This is a genomic window from Kitasatospora sp. NPDC040550 (assembly GCF_055594965.1).
Window position 1 is genome coordinate 245,668 of record NZ_JBVIWC010000008.1, and the last position, 17,367, is coordinate 263,034.

The window sequence follows — 17,367 nt, forward strand, 5'->3', positions numbered from 1 at the left end:
GGGGGCCGTCCGGAGACGGGCGTTCCGGTTCGGCGCGTCCGGGGGGCGGCGCCCGCGCCCGTATCCTTGGCGCGTGAGCACCACCGACCCCACCCCTGACAGCCACCTGCTGGGCGCCGCCGACATCCGCGAACTGGCGGCCGCGTTCGGCGTGAAGCCGACCAAGCAGCGCGGGCAGAACTTCGTCATCGACGGCAACACCGTGCGGCGGATCGTCCGCGCCGCCGAGGTGACGGAGCAGGACGCGGTGGTGGAGGTCGGGCCCGGGCTCGGCTCGCTCACGCTGGCGCTGCTGGAGGTCGCGCGGCACGTCACCGCGGTCGAGATCGACCCGGTGCTCGCCCGGCACCTGCCGGACACCGTCGCGGCCCGGATGCCCCGCAAGGCGGACGCCTTCGCGCTGGTCCTCAGCGACGCCATGGAGGTCGCCGAGCTGCCCGGCCCGGCGCCCACCGCGCTGGTCGCCAACCTGCCGTACAACGTGGCCGTGCCCGTCCTGCTGCACATGCTGGCGACCTTCCCCAGCATCGAGCGGACCCTGGTGATGGTGCAGAGCGAGGTCGCCGACCGGCTCGCCGCCAAGCCCGGCAACAAGGTCTACGGCGTTCCCTCGGTCAAGGCCAACTGGTACGCCGAGGTGAAGCGGGCGGGTGCGATCGGGCGGAACGTGTTCTGGCCCGCCCCCAACGTCGACTCCGGGCTGGTCTCGCTGATCCGCCGCGAGCCGCCGACGACCACCGCCAGCCGCGAGGAGGTGTTCGCGGTGGTCGACGCCGCGTTCGCCCAGCGCCGCAAGACCCTGCGCGCCGCGCTGGCCGGCTGGGCCGGCTCCGCCGCCGGGGCCGAGCAGGCACTCGCGGCCGCCGGGATCGACCACAAGCTGCGCGGCGAGATGCTGACGGTGGAGCAGTTCGCCGCGATCGCCGAGCACAAGCCGGTCGAGCACAAGCCGGTCGAGCACAAGCCGGTCGAGCACGAGCCGGTCGAGCACGAGCCGGTCGAGCGGAAGGCCGCCGAACACGAGCCCGCCGAACACGAGCCCGCTGGGGACGACGAGTGATCACCGTACGGGTACCGGCCAAGGTCAACGTCCAGCTCGGGGTCGGCGGACTGCGCGCCGACGGCTTCCACGACCTGGCCAACGTCTTCTTCGCGGTCGCGCTCGGTGACGAGGTCACGGCCACCCCGGCGGACGGCGTGACGCTGTCCTGCTCGGGCCCCGACGCCGACGCCGTCCCGCTCGACGACAGCAACCTCGCCGCCCGCGCCGCCCGGCTGCTCGCCGCCCACCACGGGATCGCCGACCCGGGCGTCCACCTGCACATCGCCAAGGCCATCCCGGTCGCCGGCGGCATGGCCGGCGGCAGCGCCGACGGCGCCGCCGCGCTGGTCGCCTGCGACGCGCTGTGGAAGCTCGACACCCCGCTCCCGGTGCTGCTGGACCTGGCCGCCGAACTGGGCTCCGACGTGCCCTTCGCCCTGCTCGGCGGCGTCGCGCTGGGCCGCGGCCGGGGCGAGATCCTCGAACCGCTGCCGGTCGAGGGCGCCTTCCACTGGGTCTTCGCGGTCGCCGACGGCGGCCTGTCCACCCCCGCCGTCTTCCGCGAGTGCGACCGGCTCCGCGAGGAGGCCGGCACCGGCTCCAGCGACCGCCAGGTGCCCACCCCCGACGCCGACCCGGCCCTGCTCGCCGCCCTCGCCGACGGCGACGCCGTCGCGCTGGCCGACGCGCTCACCAACGACCTCCAGGCCGCCGCGCTCTCCCTGCGGCCCGCGCTGGCCGCCACCCTGCGGGCCGGCACCGAGGCCGGTGCGCTCGGCGCCCTGGTCTCCGGCTCCGGACCGACCTGCGCCTTCCTGGCCAAGGACGCCGAGGCGGCGGCCGCCGTCGCGCGGGCACTGCTGGCCTCCGGCACCTGCCGGGCCGCGCACGCCACGTACGGGCCGGTGCCGGGGGCGTCGGTCGTCTGACCCGGCGGGGGTGCTCGAGGTGGTGGGGCTCCGGTCGTTCGACGCGGTGGGCGCGCCTGGCGTGGTGGGGGCGTTCGACGCGGTGGGCGCGCCTGGCGTGGTGGCGGCGCTCGACGCGGTGAGGGCGTTGCGGCCCGCCCATTAGGCTGGGGTGATCGGGTCGTCCCCGAGAGAGGGGCGGGCTGGGCCCGCCCCCGACCGCCGAACCCAGGAGCGCAGCACACGTGGCCGTCAACCTCGCCACCATCGAGTCCGTCACGAAGGTCTACGGCACCCGCACCCTGCTGGACGCGGTCAGCCTGGGCGTGAGCGACGGCGACCGGATCGGCGTCGTCGGCCGCAACGGCGACGGAAAGACCACCCTGATCCGGATGCTCGCCAAGCTGGAGGAGCCCGACGGCGGCCGGATCACCTGGAACGGCGGCCTCGAACCGGCCGTCCTCACCCAGCACGACTCGCTCGACCCGAAGGCCACCATCCGGCACGAGGTCATCGCCGACCGCGCCGACCACGAGTGGCTCGGCGACGCCCGGATCCGCGACATCATCGAAGGCCTCTTCGGCGGCCTCGACCTGCCCGGCTTCGCCGACGGCCTCGACACCGTCATCGGCCCGCTCTCCGGCGGCGAGCGCCGCCGGATCGCCCTCGCCAAGCTGCTGCTCGGCTCCCCCGAGCTGATCATCCTCGACGAGCCCACCAACCACCTCGACGTCGAGGGCATCAACTGGCTCGCCCAGCACCTGCAGAAGCGCCGCTCCGCACTGGTCTGCGTCACCCACGACCGCTGGTTCCTCGACCAGGTCTGCACCCGGATGTGGGACGTCCAGCACGGCGAGGTGCACGAGTACGAGGGCGGCTACTCCGACTACGTCTTCGCCCGCGCCGAGCGCTCCCGGATCGAGGCCGTCGAGGAGCAGAAGCGCCAGAACCTCGCCCGCAAGGAGCTCGCCTGGCTGCGCCGCGGCGCCCCCGCCCGCACCTCCAAGCCGCGCTACCGGATCGAAGCCGCCAACGCCCTGATCGCCGACGTGCCGGACCCCCGGGACAAGAGCGAGCTGATGAAGTTCGCCAACGCCCGGCTCGGCCGCACCGTCTTCGACCTGGAAGGCGTCACCGTCAAGGCCGGCCCCAAGCTGCTGCTGGAGAACCTCACCTGGCAGCTCGGCCCCGGCGACCGGATCGGCCTGCTCGGCGTCAACGGCGCCGGCAAGACCTCGCTGCTGCGCGCCATGCGCGACGCCTACACCAGCGAGGGCGACGTCCAGCCCACCTCCGGCGTGATCAAGGTCGGCAAGACCGTGCGCCTGGCCTACCTGTCCCAGGAGGTCGCCGAGCTGGAGCCGACGACCCGGGTGCTGCAGGCCGTCGAGCAGGTCCGCTCCCGGGTCGACCTCGGCAAGGGCCGGGAGATGAGCGCCGGCCAGCTGTGCGAGCAGTTCGGCTTCGGCAAGGACAAGCAGTGGACGCCGGTCGGCGACCTCTCCGGCGGCGAGCGGCGCCGGCTCCAGCTGCTGCGGCTGCTGATGGACGAGCCCAACGTGCTGTTCCTCGACGAGCCGACCAACGACCTGGACATCGAGACCCTCAACCAGCTGGAGGACCTGCTCGACGGCTGGCCCGGCTCGATGGTCGTCATCAGCCACGACCGGTTCTTCATCGAGCGGACCACCGACGTCGTCCACGCGCTGCTCGGCGACAAGAAGATGCGGATGCTGCCGGGCGGCGTGGACGAGTACCTGGAGCGGCGGGCCCGGATGGCCGCCGCCGCGGCGCAGGCCGCCCCCGTCGCCGCGGCCCCGGCCGTCGACCCCGCCGCCGGGCTCTCCGGCGGGGACCTCCGGGCGGCCAAGAAGGAGATGCAGAAGATCGAGCGCCAGATCGCCAAGCTGGACGACAAGGAGTCCAAGCTGCACGCCCAACTCGCCGAGCACGCCGCTGACTTCTCCAAGGTCGCCGAACTGGACGGGCAGCTGCGCACCGTCCGGGAGGAGAAGGAGGAGCTGGAGATGACCTGGCTGGAGCTGGCCGAGCAGGTCTGAGCGGCTGCCTCCCTGAAACGGCAGCCTCCTCGCTGAGTCGGCTGCTACCTCCCTGCTGCTACCTCCCTGCTGCTTCCTCGCTGAGTTGGCTGCTTCCTGAACTACCGCTGCTTGAGCAGGAGTTCCAACTCGTCCGCCGCACGGCCCAGCGCACTGAGCGCCGGGTCGTGCGGTGCGTCCGGCCGGGCCGCCCGACCGACCGGCGGCCGGTGCTCCCGGGCGGCGGCCGTCAGCTCGTCCAGGGCCCGCCGGACCCGCTCGGTCTCCACCGGATCCGGCACCCGGCCCCCGTACCGGATCTGCGCGGCGAACGCCGCCACCGCCCCGCCCAGCCGCTCCAGCGCCGCCGTGGCCGGCAGCCACTGCTCGGCCAGCCGGCCCGTGGGCGGCGGCTCGGCCAGCCCCTGCCGCACCTCCTGCCGGGCGTCCGCCAACGACCGGTAGGCCGTACGGCGCAGCCACACCTCGCCGGTCCGGTGCTCCGTCACCGCGTCCAGGTAGGCGCGCAGGGCGGTCGTCGCGGTCACCAGCCGCGGCTCGATCCGGTGCCGCGGGCGCTCCGGCCACAGCAGGTAGCCGAAGAGCAGCACGATCGCGCTCGCCAGGACCGTGTCCAGCACCCGCGGCCAAAACTCGGCCGCGCTGCTCTGGCCGCCGAGTTGGAGCAGCACCAGCGCCATCGGCGTCATCGCCACCGTGGTCAGCCCGTAGTGCGCCGCCGTCGCGTACGGCAGCAGCGCCACGCACAGCGCCGCCACCGCCGTCAGCACCCACTCCTCGGTGGTCGACGCCAGCAGCGCCGCCGTCACCACCACACCCAGCACCGTGCCGACCGCCCGGCTCACCGCCCGCAGGAACACCGAACCCAGGTCCGGCTTCACCACGAACGCGATCGTCATCGGCACCCAGTAGCTCTTGCTCAGCGGGTAGTTGGCCGTCACCGCCGAACCCACCGCGATGCACAGCGCCACCCGCAGCCCGTACCGCGCCGACGCGGCGGACCACAAGCGCCCCCGGAGCCGCCACGGGTCGGGCGGCGGCGCGGGAGCCGCGTCGATCCGGGCCGGCCGACCCGCGACCGCGTCCGCGGCGGCCCGCAGCGCCACGTCCAAGGCCTGCCGCGCCGGAGTGTCCGGCCGCCACCGCGGCAGCACCACCTCGCCACCGCCCCGCCGCACCGCGGCCGCCAGCCGCCCCGGCACCGCCGCCACCTCCGCCGGCACCGGCCGCCACGCCCACAACAGGCCCGTCGCCGCCTCGGTCGCCGCCAGCGCCGCCTCGTACACCGGGCGCAGGGCCGTCCGGCCGCGCCCCGGGAGCAGGTCCTGCACCTGGTTCAGGCGGGCCGTCAACACCCGGCGGGACTCCGCGCCCCGCGCCGTCCCCAGATCGCCGAGCGTCCGGCCGAGCGCCTCGTACGCCGCCGCCAACGCCCGGACGCGCGGGTCGGCCGCACGCCCGGGCAGACCCAGCAGCACCACGAACGCCGCACCCACCAGCATCATCGGCGCCGCCGCCCACCACGGCCCCGGCAACGGCATCCCACTGCCCAACGCCGCCGACACCAGCAGCAGCATCCCCGCCGCCGACCCGCGCGGACCCGTCGCACTCAACGCACCCGACACGAACGCCGTCAACGTCAGCCCGGCACCGAGCACCACCACGCCCGCGTGGACGTGCTGCAAGGCCGTACCGACCAGCATCCCCGCCGCCGAAGCCGCCACCGCCGACCCGATCCGGACCACCCGCAGCCCCGCGGGCTCGACCCGGTCGTTCATCGTCGCGTGCATCGCCCCCAGGCCGGCGAACACCCCCAGGTCCAACCGGTGCGCCCACAACCCCAGCACCAGCGGCACCGCCATCCCCACCGCGGCCCGCACCATCAACACCACCGGCACCGGCGGCCGCTCCGGCCGCACCGCCCGGGCCCACCAGGGCGTCCTCTGCTCAGGCATGTCGTCACACGTCCGTTCTGCGGCCACGGCTCGCTGCTGAGCGACATTGCACGGCAGATGGGGCGTACCGGGGCAGTCTACCCAGCGGCCCGACCCCGGGCTGTACGTGTCAAGTTCGTACCGATCGCGCCCGCCCAGACCAAGGGCCCTGCCGGGCCGACAGGGGCGGTGGCTACCATGACAGAGGCGGGGGCCGCCCCCAGGGCGGGCGGCCGAACCGACCAGGACGGTAAGCCTTAGAAGTTGACGGTGCGTTGCGGCGCGACGGGGCCCGGGACACGCCCGGAACGCGCGGGCCGTACGGGGGAGAGGTGGATTGCTGTGGGAGAGCCGACGACCACGCCGAGCGCGGGATCGACGCCGGCACCGGGGACACCGGACGCGACGCCGTTCATGCTGGACGGCCCGACGATCCCGCTGCCCTGGGGGCACGGGGTCAAGATCGCCCCCATGGTCAGTACCGTGCAGACCAACGTCAGCGCCGGGGACCTGGTGGCGGCCTTCGGCAAGCAGGACGTCCAGATCGAGCTGCAGACGCTCACGAACTTCGCCAACAAGGTCGATGCGCTGCTCCAGGCCATGGAGGGATCGGCGGCCGCGCCGTACAAGCTCCAGGAGCAGAAGGTCTCCCAGGGCAGCTTCGTCAACGCGTCGGATGCCGGGAAGTTCCCGGAGGCCGTGGCCCTGCACGGCGCCTACGACAAGGTCCACGACCAGCTCGTCAAGCTGCACAAGGACTTCGCGGCGCAGATCGAGGCGATGAAGGCCGCGGTCACGGACACGCACAGCCAGTACACGACCAACGAGGGCCACACGACCGACGCCCAGAAGGCGATCGCGGCGGGGGCGAGCGGAACGGCGTCGGCGTCCAGTGTGACGGCCTGACAGCCGCGCCGGGAGAGATCTACGGGGAGACGGGGAACAGACCATGTCAGGACCGACGGAGTTCAGCAACATCGACCACGCCGTACTCAAGGGGATGGTCGACGGCGGGAAGCCGGCCGATGTACTGAAACGAGCCAACCAGCTCCAGGACGCGGGCCGCGTCCTGACGGACCTCAGCCAGGCGCTGCAGGGGCACCTCGGCAATGTCAGTTGGGAGGGGCCGGCGGCCGAGGGCTTCAAGACCTGGGTCGGGAACCTCTACAAGTCCGCGGCGATCATCGCCCAGCATTCCACGACCGCAGGCAACGCCATGGTCCAGGCCGGAGAGGCGCTCAGTACGGCCCAGTCCGCTGTGCCCAAGCCTCCGCAGACGGAGATCGACCTGCTGGCCAAGGCCAAGGCGCAGACGCTCTACATGCCGTCGAACGTGGACCTGAACGGTAAGTCGGTCGACGACTTCATGTTCTCCCTCAACCCGAACTGGGTGAGTAAGGACCGGGCCGCTCAGGCTGCTGCCACCATTGAGAAGGAGAAGCAGGAAGCCATTCTCCAGATGGAGAAGCTGGCGCAGGCGTACACCGCGGCGACGACCACGTTGAACGGGATCGACGACAACGTGGTGCTGCCGGGAACTCCTGCGGGAAGTAACCAGAATGAATCGTCCGCTGAATCCACGGGCGGTGGGAGAGGCGGGAACTACGGAGGGGCTCTTCGGAGCCCTCGCGCCAGTGGTGGCAGCGTCGGGGGGAGCCACGGTCCGTCCGGTGCCGACTACGGCGGTGCGACCATGAGGCCCCGCGATCCGGCGACGAGCTGGCAGGACCCGTCGCACCCAACCCACCCCGGCCCGACTCCGCCCTACGGCGGCGGTCAGCTGCCGCCCCCGCCGCAGGACCCGGGCACCCCGACCCCGCCGTCCCACCCGTCGGACCCGGTCACCCGCCCCGGCACCGGCCTCGACAGCATCCCGACCCTGCCGGACCAGACCACCCCGGTCGGGCCCGGGGGCGGTCCAGTGCTGCCGAACGGTCCGGGCGGAACTCCCGGCTACCCAGGCGGTCCCGACGGTCGAGGCGGCCTGCCGGGCGTGCCGGGCGGTGGCCCGATCTCCGGTTTCCCGGTGGGCACCGGTGGCGGTTCCGTTCCGACCAAGGGCATCGGCAGCATCCCCGTCAAGGGCGGCGGCTCGGTTCCCCTCCGTACCGGCCCGTTCAGCGGCGGCTCGGTCCCCGGCAAGACCGGCACCCCGGGACTCCCGAGCGGGACGGTCTTCGGTCGTGATGGCGCGCCGGGCGGCGGCCGGGTCGGCGGTTCGCCCATGGGTGGCATGCACCCGGGTATGGGCGGCGGTCACGGCGTTGTCGGCGGCGGCGGTGGCTCGCGCGGCCGGGGCCTGACCTCGACCTCCGGCGGCACGGTCGGTGGCCGCAAGGGCCCTGCTGCCGGGGGGGAGTTCACCCCTGGTGGCACCGGCCTACGCAACCGTGCGGCGGCGGGAGCCGCCGAGGGCGGGGCCCGGTCCGGGCAGAACGGCATGATGGCCCCGGGTGCGGGCGGCCACGGCGGCAAGAAGGAACGCGACCGCCGCGACCGCGCGGACTACCTCCACGAGGACGAGGAGACGTGGACCAGTGGTACGCCGCACAGCAACCCGGACGTGATTGAGTAGGACGCCAATGTCTGCCCGGTCACTGGGCTCGCCCAGTGACCGGGCAGACGTGTTCGGGGCATGTTTTCGGCTCTGCAGATGGATCGATGAGGAGTTGTGATGGGGCGGACGAACGCGCGAGTGCGTTGGCGGGTTGCGACTGCGGCGCTCCTGGCGATGGGAGTCTCCGTCGGCCCCGTCGCAGGTTCTGCGATCGCGGACGACACGATCCGCGAGAAGCAGTGGCACCTGGAAACCATGCACGCGACTGAGATGTGGAAGGTCTCAACGGGCAAGGGCGTTACCGTTGCAGTGATCGACGGGGGATTCAAGCTCGATCACCCTGATCTGGTGGGCCAATTGTTGCCCGGCAGGGACTTCAGTGGCAGCCCGGGCGGGGTCGGGTCATTCGGGGACGGTCACGGTACTGAGATGTCCAGCCTGATTGCCGGAACGGGCAAGGGCGTTGGGGGGACGGGGGCAGTCGGGCTGGCTCCGGGAGCCAAGATTCTTCCACTCAAGATCAATAATGGATCTGTCGGGGCACTCGATCCGGGTGACTTCCTGAGGCAGGTCGGAGATGCCGTGAATTATGCGGTCGATCAGGGTGCGAAGGTCATCAATGTTTCCCAGGGCGTGACGGCGATTCGAACCTCGCCCGACGATGTGGCGAAGTTGGACGGCATTCTCTCGACTGCACGGGCCAAGGGTGTTCTGGTCGTGGCTAGCGTGGGGAACGAGGCACAGTCGGGCAACCTGCTCTCCTACCCGGGTGGATTGCCCAATGTGGTGGGTGTCGGAGCCTTTGATCACAATGGAAGCGTCACGGCAGAGTCGGAAACGGGGCCGCATGTCGCTCTGGTCGCGCCCGGGGTGGACATCGTCGCTGCCTGTACGTCATCGACCGACTATTGCAAGAGCCACGGAACATCGGACTCGGCAGCTCTGGTTTCGGCCTCGGTGGCACTGGTCTGGTCGGTCCATCCGGACTGGTCGGCGAATCAGATTCTGCGGGTGCTCATCAATACTGCGGGCAGGCCGAATGGCGGGAACGTCCGTACGAATGATGCCGGTTGGGGTGCGGTGCGGCCCCGGATCGCGTTGACGGATCCGGGGGACCCCGGGCCGGCGGATGTGTCGCCGCTTCCGGCTGATGCGGCTACGCCGTCGGCTGCCCCTTCGGCCTCGGCGGGTGCGTCGGTGTCCGTGTCTTCGTCGCCGAGTCCGGCCGGAGCTGGGGCTGGTGCGCCGACGGTGCAGCCGAAGGCTGTGGCGTCGTCCGGGTCGGGCAGTGCGCTCCCGATCGTGGGCGGAGTGGTGGCCGGGTTGGTGGTGGTCGCCGGGGTGGTGTTCGCCGCGGTGCGGCGGCGGCGGGCGGTCGCGTCGCCGGTTCGGCCGGGGGCCGACCCGTACGCGGAGTAGTTCGGACCGTTCGTGTCAGTGGGGGATCGGGTGGGGAGTCGCTATATGTGGACCCGGCGGCTGGTGGCCGTTGGGGTTGCGGCTGTGTGTGGGGTGGGGGGTGCGGTCGGGCTGGCGGTTGCTGATGGTCCGATTCGGCCCGATCAGTGGCATTTGGACGCCATGCACGCCCCGGAGATGTGGAAGACCTCGAAGGGAGACGGAATCACCGTTGCGGTGATCGATGGTGGTTTCAAACTGGATCATCCGGATCTGGTGGGCCAGTTCCTCCCCGGGCAGGACTACAGCGGTGGTTCCGGCGGTGCCGGTTCATACGCTGACGGGCATGGTACGCAGATGGCCAGTCTGATCGCCGGGACCGGTAAGGCCAACGGCGGTACGGGTGCTTATGGGCTCGCGCCAGCCGCCAAGATCCTTCCACTGAAGATCAACAATGGGACTGTCGGGCCGGTGGTTTCGACCGACTTCCTCGGCCAGATCGGGCAGGCCGTCACCTATGCGGTCGACAAAGGTGCGAAGGTCATCAACATCTCGCAAGGAATTCCTGCCGTGTCCACCTCGCCTGACGATGTGGACAAGCTGAACAGGACCTTGGCGTGGGCCCGCGGGAAGGGGGTGCTGGTCGTATCCAGTGTCGGCAACTCGGCCCAGTCGGGAAATCTTGCCGAGTACCCCAGTGCACTGCCCAATGTTGTCGGAGTGGGCGCCGTTGGTCGTGATGTCGTTGCGACTACGGAATCCCAGCAGGGGCCGCAGGTGACACTCGTTGCGCCTGGTATGGACATGATTGAGGCTTGTACGGGAAACACCGGGTATTGCAAGAGTCATGGCACGTCGGATGCGGCCGCCCTGGTGTCGGCGTCGGCGGCGCTGGTCTGGGCCGTCCACAAGGACTGGACAGCGAATCAAGTCCTTCGGGTGCTCATCAATACAGCAGGGAAGCCCACTGACGGCTCTGCCCGCAATGACGGTGTCGGTTATGGGGTTGTGCGGCCGAGGGTCGCGTTGACGGATCCGGGGGATCCGGGGCCGGCGGATGTGTCGCCGCTTCCGGCTGATGCGGCTACGCCGTCGGCTGCCCCTTCGGCCTCGGCGGGTGCGTCGGTGTCCGCGTCTTCGTCGCCGAGTCCGGCCGGAGCTGCGGCTGGTGCGCCGACGGTGCAGCCGAAGGCCGTGGCGTCGTCCGGGTCGGGCAGTGTGCTGCCGGTTGTGGGCGGGGTGGTGGCCGGGTTGGCTGTGGTGGCCGGGGTGATGGTCGTCGTGGCGCGGAGGCGGAGGGTGGGGGTGCCGCCGGCCGGGCGGTAGCGGCAGGGGGAGGGGTGGGCCCGGGTGTCGTGGTGGCGGCGCTCGGGCTTTTTGGTGGGCGCTGGGGCCTGGGGTGTGCGCCGGGGTCACTCGGGTGGGGGCTGGTGGGGGTGGGGCGGGGGTGGGGAGGGTGGTGGTATGGATGCGGAGAGTGCCCGGCGGGCTGGGCAGTTGAGGCGGGCCGCGGCTGCGGCGTTGATCGGGACGGCGATCGAGTTCTACGACTTCTTCCTGTACGGGACGGCGGCGGCCCTGGTGTTCGGGCCGGTGTTCTTTCCCGGGATGGGTGGGACCGGGGCGTTGTTGGCGGCGTTCTCGGTGTACGCGGTGGCGTTCCTGGCCCGGCCGTTGGGGGCGGTGGTGTTCGGGCACTTCGGGGACCGGGTGGGGCGGAAGGCGACGTTGGTGGTGTCGCTGTTGCTGATGGGGTTGGCGACGGCGGCGGTGGGGTTGTTGCCGGGGTTCGCGGCGTGGGGGTGGTGGTCGCCGGCGCTGCTGGTGGTGCTGCGGGTGTGCCAGGGTGTCGGGTTGGGCGGGGAGTGGGGCGGGGCGGCGCTGCTGATCGCGGAGAACGCGCCGGCCGGGCGGCGCGGGCGGTACGGCGGGTTCCTGCAGTTGGGGCCGTCGGGCGGGTTCGTGCTGGCGAACGGGGCGTTCCTAGTGCTCCAACTCACCCTGGACGAGGGGTCGTTCCGGGCGTGGGGCTGGCGGGTGCCGTTCCTGGCCTCGTTGGCGCTGGTGGCGGTGGGGTTGTTCGTGCGGCTGCGGTTGGCGGAGACGCCGTTGTTCCGGGCGGACGAGCGGCGGGACCGTCCGCCGGTGGTGGAGGTGCTGCGGGAACACTGGCGGCCGGTGCTGGCGGGGGGTGGGGCGATCACGCTCGGGTACGCGTTGTTCTACCTGACCACCACGTACGCGCTGGCGTACGCGACGTCCGGCCTGGGGGTGGCGAGCACGGTGGTGCTGGCGATGCTGCTGGTCGGTGCGGTGGGCGGGGCCGTGACGGTGTGGCTGAGCGCGGCGCACAGTGACCGGTGGGGGCGGCGGCGGACGCTGCGCTGGGCCGCGGGCCTGGCGGCGGGCTGGTCACTGGCGCTGTTCCCGCTGTTGGAGACGGTGCGCCGGCCGTTGATGTTCATGGCGCTGGCCGGGGCGATGGTGGTGCTGGGGTGCCTGATGGGCCCGGTGGCGGCGTTCCTGCCGGAGCTGTTCCCGACCCGGGTGCGCTACACGGGTGCCGCGTTGACGTACAACCTGGGCGGGGTGGTCGGCGGGGGGCTGACGCCGTTGGTGGCGACGCGGCTGACCGGCGTGTACGGGACGGCGCAGCCGGTCGGCTGGTACCTGGGGGTGCTGGGGCTGTTGGCGCTGGGCTGCCTGTGGCTGCTGCCGGACACCACGGGTGCGGAGTTGGCGGCGGTGGACGGCGGACGCCGCCGGGCGCCCGTGCTGGGGGCGGATCCGGCGGCGTAGCCGTGCGGCGGGGGCGGTCTCAGCCGGCCAGGGCGGCGCGGCCGGCCAGTACGACGGCGGTGTGCCGGGCGACGCGCTCGCCCAGGTGCTCGGCGGTGGCGATGTCGGCCTTGTGGACGGCCTCGGGGCCGGCGTCGGCGGGGGAGGAGGCGGCGGCGCCGGTGAAGAAGCCGAGGCGGTTGAGGTCGTCCTCGGAGGCGGTGGTGGCGTTCCAGCCGGGCTTGAGGCCGAGGTTGACCCAGTTCATGCCGTGCTGGGCGGCGAGGGTCTGGAAGAAGCCGAGGGTGCCGGCCTTGTCGCCGCTCTTGGAGGCGGAGTTGGTGAAGCCGGCCGCGAGCTTGTCCTTCCAGGCGTCGGTGAACCAGCGCTTGCTGCTGGCCTCGGCGAAGACGTGGAAGGCGCCGGAGGCGGTGCCCATGTAGGTGGGGGAGCCGAAGACGATCGCGTCGGCGGCATCCAGCTGGGCCCACTGCTCGTCGGTGATGGTGTCGACGGCGATCGTGACGACCTCGGCGCCCGCTGCGGCGGCGCCGCGGGCGACGGCCTCGGCGATCACGGCGGTGTGGCCGTAGCCGGAGTGGTAGGCGAGGGCGACGGTCGGGCGGATGGCGGTCATGCGGGCACTCCTGGGGACGGGATGGCGGGACAGGGGAGGGCAGGGGGGATGGAGCGGGGCGGGCCCGCTCCATCGACCGGTCTCTAATATAGACCAGGTCTCCATCGGAGACCAGGTGCGGATCGGAGACCGCAGGTCTACCCTGGGCGTATGACGACGGAGGAAGCGGCCCGGGTCGGGGTCGAGCGACGGGCGGAGGGTGCGGGGCGGGAGCTGGACGTCTTCGCCCAGCTCTGCCCCAGTCGCGAGCTGTTCGCCGAGCTTGCCGACAAGTGGTCGATGCTGATCCTGATGAGCCTGTCCGCCTGCGGGCCGCAGCGCTTCTCCGAGCTCCAGCGCGCGGTCGGCGGAGTCAGCCGCAAGATGCTCACCCAGTCGCTGCGGAGCCTGGAGCGCAGCGGGCTGGTGCTGCGCACGGTCTTCCCGGAGACGCCGCCGCGGGTGGTCTACGACCTGCTGCCGCTCGGCCGCGAGCTGGCCGGGCTGGTCGCCCCGCTCGGGCGCTGGACGGAGCGGCGGGCCGGGCAGATGCTGGCGGCCCGAGAGGAGTTCGACGCGGCGCACGCCGACGGCTGACGGCCCGCGGAGCCCGGGCGGAGCCGATTTCCCTTCCGGGCCGACGGCCGTGTAGTGTCTTCCTTGTTCGACCGGCCAGGCGGAAACGCAAGGCCAAGCCCCTATAGCTCAGTCGGTAGAGCGTCTCCATGGTAAGGAGAAGGTCTGCGGTTCGATTCCGCATGGGGGCTCCACTGAAAGACCCTCGCCTCGCGGCGGGGGTCTTTCGCGTTCTGTGCACCCGGGTCCGCCCCGTTCCGCCGCTGGTCGCGCGATCCTCGGTGGCCTGGCGGGTCGGGTACGGAATGCGCTGTGATGGTGCGTCATCGGCCGCCCGCCCACCGGGTGCGGGCGCGAGCCGGACCCCGACCGGGAGGGCGTCATGGGTGTTCGACTCGTGGTGGTCGACGACCACCGGCTGTTGGCCGAGGCGCTGGCCACCGCGCTGCAACTGCGTGGCCACCGGGTGCTCGCGGTCGGCTCGCCGGCCGGTGTGGCGGCCGATCTGGTGGCCGGGCGGCGGCCCGAGGTGTGTCTGCTGGGGGTGTCCGCGCCGGGCGAGCCGGGGGCCTTCGACGGGCTGCGCCGGATCCGCCGGGAGCGGCCCGAGGTGGCCGTGATTGTGCTCGGGCCGGTCGGTGAACTCCGGGGCGTGGCCTGCGCGTTCGCGGCCGGGGCGGCGGGGTACGTGCCCAGCGACGAGCGGATCGAGGTGGTCGAGCGGGCGATCGGGCGGGCCCGGGCGGGCGAGGCCGCGGTGGCGGTGGACGTCCTGCGCGGGGCCTTCGACCAGTTGCTGCGCCCGGTGGCCGAGCCGGACGACGAGGCGGTCCGGCTGCTGCGGCTGCTGACCCGCCGTGAGGTGCAGGTGCTGGCCCGGATCGCGGACGGCGAGGACACCGCGGCGATCGCGGCCGGGATGCGGATCGCCGCGAGCACCGCCCGTACCCATGTGCAGCGGGTGCTGATGAAGCTGGGCGCGCGCACCCGGCTGGAGGCGGCCGCGGTGGCCGCGCGCACCGGCCTGCTGGAGCGGATGGCCGAGGGCTGAGCGGCTCCCCGGGGTGTCGGCGGGGGCGCGGGGCGCCACCGCCGTGGAGGTCGGCCGAGGGAAAGCCGGGGAGTGGGTGAGAAAGCCGGGGAGCGAGCGCCCCGGTGGTCGGGAGCACCCCGGCGGGCAGGGACAATTGAGCGCAGTCGTACGCATTCCGTCGATGGCGCCGCCGACCGCGCGGACCATCGCCCGCTGGAGGTCTCATCATGAGTAAGTACCTGGTCACGGGTGGCGCCGGCTACGTCGGCAGCGTGGTGGCCGCCCACCTGCTGGAGGCGGGTCACCAGGTGACCGTCCTGGACGACCTCTCCACCGGCTTCCGCGAGGGCGTCCCGGCCGGTGCCGAGTTCGTCGAGGGCCGGATCCAGGAGGCCGGCCGGGTGCTGGACGGCTCCTTCGACGGCGTGCTGCACTTCGCCGCCTCCTCGCAGGTCGGCGAGTCGGTCGTGGACCCGGAGAAGTACTGGCGCAACAACGTGGCGGGCTCGCTGGAGCTGATCACCGCGATGCGCGCCGCGGGCGTGCGCAAGCTGGTGTTCTCCTCGACCGCCGCCGTGTACGGCGAGCCGGAGGTCGTGCCGATCGCCGAGACCGCCCGGACCTCGCCGACCAACACCTACGGCGCCAGCAAGCTCGCCATGGACCACATGATCACCAGCGAGGCCGTCGCGCACGGCCTGGCCGCCGTCTCGCTGCGCTACTTCAACGTGGCCGGCGCGTACGGCGCCTACGGCGAGCGGCACGACCCCGAGTCGCACCTGATCCCGCTGGTCTTCCAGGCCGCGCTCGGCCGCCGCCCGCACATCGCGGTGTTCGGCGACGACTACCCCACCCCGGACGGCACCTGCATCCGCGACTACATCCACGTCGCGGACCTGGCCGACGCGCACCTGCTGGCGCTGGACGCCGCCAAGCCGGGCGAGCACCTGATCTGCAACCTGGGCAACGGCAGCGGCTTCTCGGTGCGCGAGGTGATCGAGTCGGTCAAGCGCGTCACCGGGCGGGAGATCCCGGTGCAGGTCGTCGGCCGACGCGCGGGCGACCCGGCCGTGCTGGTGGCCTCCGCCGAGCGGGCCCACCAGGAGCTGGGCTGGACGCCGCGCCGGCCCAACCTGGACGACATCGTGGCCGACGCCTGGAAGTTCGCCCTGGAGCGGACCGCCGAGTAGGCCGGTGAGTGGACCGGCGAGTAGGCCGGTGAGTGGGCCGGTGACGGTCCCGCCGGCCGCCCACCGGAACGGGACGGCCCCCGGGAGGCGCTCCACCGCGAGCGCGCTCCCGGGGGCCGTCCGCCCGGTCAAGTCCGGCCCCTCACGCACCATCTGACGAAACTTCACCGAACCGCCACGGGAGCGTTTCCCGGCCCGTACGCTGAGTGCGGTACCGGTGGGGGCCGGCGTCCTTTCGGCTTCACCGGCCACCGGTGGGCGGGCGGAACGGCGGGTCCGGAACGCGGACGCCGGACCGGCCCCCGTCCCCGGGCTCGGGCGCTCTGAGCAGGGGGTAGTGACGATGGGGCGGATCCGGGTCCTGGTGGTCGACGACCACCGGATCTTCGCCGAGGCACTGGCCGCGGCGCTCGCCGCCGAGCCCGACGTGGAGGTGGGCGCGGCCGGCAGCGCGGCCGCCGCCGAGCGGGCGCTGGAGCGGGCCGCGGCCGAGGGGCGGGCCTACGACGTGGCGCTGATCGACGCCGACCTGGGGGCCGAGACGGGTGGTCCGGCGGCCCGGGCCCGGCCCGGTCCGGAGGCGGCCGAGGAGGCCCGGCGCCGCCCGGCCCCGGGGGTGCCCGCCGCGCGCAGGCCGGGCGCCGCCCCGCTCGCCCCGCCCACCCCGGCGACCGCCGCCGCCCGCCCCGCGGAACAGCTCCGCGCCGAGCAGCTGCGGCCCACGGCCCCGCCGCCGGACGGCATCACCCTGCTGGGCCGGCTCCGCCGGGCCCATCCGGGGCTGCGCGGGGTGGTGCTGGCCACCGCGGACGACCCGCACCGCGCCGCCCGGGCGCTGCACGCGGGCGCCACCGGCTGGGTGGCGAAGGAGAGTTCGCTGGCCCGGCTGCTCGCGGTGGTCCGGGGGGTGCTGCGGGACGAGACCCATCTGCCGCCGGCGCTGCTCACCGGGGTGATCCGCGAGCTCACCACGGCCCGGCGGGACCGCACCGAGAGCGAGCGGCTGGTGGACACCCTGACGCCGCGGGAGAAGCAGATCCTGCGCTGCATGGTGGCGGGCCTGGGCCGGCAGGCGGTGGCGGAGCGGCTGTACCTGTCGCCGCACACCGTCCGGACCCACATGCAGAACGTGCTGGGGAAGCTGGGGGTGCACTCCACGCTGGCCGCCGTCGCGGTGGCCCGCCGGGCCGGGGTCAGTCCGGCGGAGCCGGCCGCGCCGCCGTCGATCGCCGCCACGCCGTAGCGCCGCCGTCCGGGCCGAGCCCCGTTCAGCCC

14 protein-coding genes and 1 tRNA gene are annotated in these 17,367 nt (G+C 72.9%); 13 read left to right on the forward strand and 2 right to left on the reverse strand.

The window, feature by feature from the left end:
* Positions 1-73 precede the first annotated feature (73 nt).
* The 3 genes from rsmA (at position 74) to ACZ58X_RS15025 (ending at position 4,010) form a co-directional block, all read left to right on the forward strand.
* Positions 74-1,060: a 16S rRNA (adenine(1518)-N(6)/adenine(1519)-N(6))-dimethyltransferase RsmA gene (gene rsmA / locus ACZ58X_RS15015; protein ID WP_470334074.1), complete on the forward strand. Its 987-nt coding sequence runs from the start codon at positions 74-76 to the stop codon at positions 1,058-1,060.
* The gene (locus tag ACZ58X_RS15020; RefSeq protein WP_470334075.1) at positions 1,057-1,971 is read left to right on the forward strand and encodes a 4-(cytidine 5'-diphospho)-2-C-methyl-D-erythritol kinase; all 915 of its coding nucleotides are present in this window, start codon (positions 1,057-1,059) and stop codon (positions 1,969-1,971) included. Before rsmA ends, ACZ58X_RS15020 begins: the two co-directional genes overlap by 4 nt.
* A gap of 224 nt (positions 1,972-2,195) precedes the next feature.
* Positions 2,196-4,010, forward strand: coding sequence for an ABC-F family ATP-binding cassette domain-containing protein (locus tag ACZ58X_RS15025; protein WP_470334076.1), 1,815 nt, complete (start codon positions 2,196-2,198; stop codon positions 4,008-4,010).
* A gap of 101 nt (positions 4,011-4,111) precedes the next feature.
* Here ACZ58X_RS15025 and ACZ58X_RS15030 read toward each other — a convergent pair whose 3' ends face one another.
* Complete coding sequence (locus ACZ58X_RS15030; protein WP_470334077.1) at positions 4,112-5,965, reverse strand: FUSC family protein; 1,854 nt, start codon at positions 5,963-5,965, stop codon at positions 4,112-4,114.
* A 321-nt stretch (positions 5,966-6,286) separates the two neighbouring features.
* Here ACZ58X_RS15030 and ACZ58X_RS15035 point away from each other — a divergent pair, with 321 nt between their 5' ends.
* The 5 genes from ACZ58X_RS15035 (at position 6,287) to ACZ58X_RS15055 (ending at position 12,698) form a co-directional block, all read left to right on the forward strand.
* Positions 6,287-6,850 carry a hypothetical protein gene (locus ACZ58X_RS15035; protein ID WP_470334078.1) on the forward strand — a complete coding sequence of 188 codons (564 nt, stop codon included), beginning with the start codon at positions 6,287-6,289 and terminating at the stop codon, positions 6,848-6,850.
* Positions 6,851-6,944: 94 nt separating this feature from the next.
* A complete protein-coding gene (locus ACZ58X_RS15040) occupies positions 6,945-8,519 on the forward strand; it encodes a WXG100 family type VII secretion target (protein ID WP_470334079.1) in 1,575 nt (524 codons plus the stop codon).
* Positions 8,520-8,675: 156 nt separating this feature from the next.
* The gene (locus tag ACZ58X_RS15045; RefSeq protein ID WP_470334080.1) at positions 8,676-9,920 is read left to right on the forward strand and encodes a S8 family serine peptidase; all 1,245 of its coding nucleotides are present in this window, start codon (positions 8,676-8,678) and stop codon (positions 9,918-9,920) included.
* A gap of 162 nt (positions 9,921-10,082) precedes the next feature.
* Positions 10,083-11,225, forward strand: coding sequence for a S8 family serine peptidase (locus ACZ58X_RS15050; protein WP_470334116.1), 1,143 nt, complete (start codon positions 10,083-10,085; stop codon positions 11,223-11,225).
* Between the two features lie 138 nt (positions 11,226-11,363).
* Complete coding sequence (locus ACZ58X_RS15055) at positions 11,364-12,698, forward strand: MFS transporter (RefSeq protein ID WP_470334081.1); 1,335 nt, start codon at positions 11,364-11,366, stop codon at positions 12,696-12,698.
* Positions 12,699-12,717: 19 nt separating this feature from the next.
* Here the strand turns inward: ACZ58X_RS15055 and ACZ58X_RS15060 are convergent, their stop codons facing one another.
* The gene (locus tag ACZ58X_RS15060; protein WP_470334082.1) at positions 12,718-13,314 is read right to left on the reverse strand and encodes a flavodoxin family protein; all 597 of its coding nucleotides are present in this window, start codon (positions 13,312-13,314) and stop codon (positions 12,718-12,720) included.
* A gap of 150 nt (positions 13,315-13,464) precedes the next feature.
* On the opposite strand from ACZ58X_RS15060, the gene ACZ58X_RS15065 reads away from it, so the two are divergent.
* From ACZ58X_RS15065 to ACZ58X_RS15085, 5 genes are all read left to right on the forward strand, one after another.
* Positions 13,465-13,890 carry a winged helix-turn-helix transcriptional regulator gene (locus ACZ58X_RS15065; protein WP_470334083.1) on the forward strand — a complete coding sequence of 142 codons (426 nt, stop codon included), beginning with the start codon at positions 13,465-13,467 and terminating at the stop codon, positions 13,888-13,890.
* A gap of 97 nt (positions 13,891-13,987) precedes the next feature.
* Positions 13,988-14,063 (forward strand) — tRNA-Thr (locus tag ACZ58X_RS15070).
* Positions 14,064-14,251: 188 nt separating this feature from the next.
* On the forward strand, positions 14,252-14,920 hold the full coding sequence (locus ACZ58X_RS15075; RefSeq protein WP_470334084.1) for a helix-turn-helix domain-containing protein: 669 nt from the start codon (positions 14,252-14,254) through the stop codon (positions 14,918-14,920).
* A gap of 209 nt (positions 14,921-15,129) precedes the next feature.
* Positions 15,130-16,092 carry a UDP-glucose 4-epimerase GalE gene (gene galE / locus ACZ58X_RS15080; RefSeq protein WP_470334085.1) on the forward strand — a complete coding sequence of 321 codons (963 nt, stop codon included), beginning with the start codon at positions 15,130-15,132 and terminating at the stop codon, positions 16,090-16,092.
* Between the two features lie 343 nt (positions 16,093-16,435).
* Complete coding sequence (locus ACZ58X_RS15085) at positions 16,436-17,335, forward strand: LuxR C-terminal-related transcriptional regulator (RefSeq protein ID WP_470334086.1); 900 nt, start codon at positions 16,436-16,438, stop codon at positions 17,333-17,335.
* Positions 17,336-17,367 lie beyond the last annotated feature (32 nt).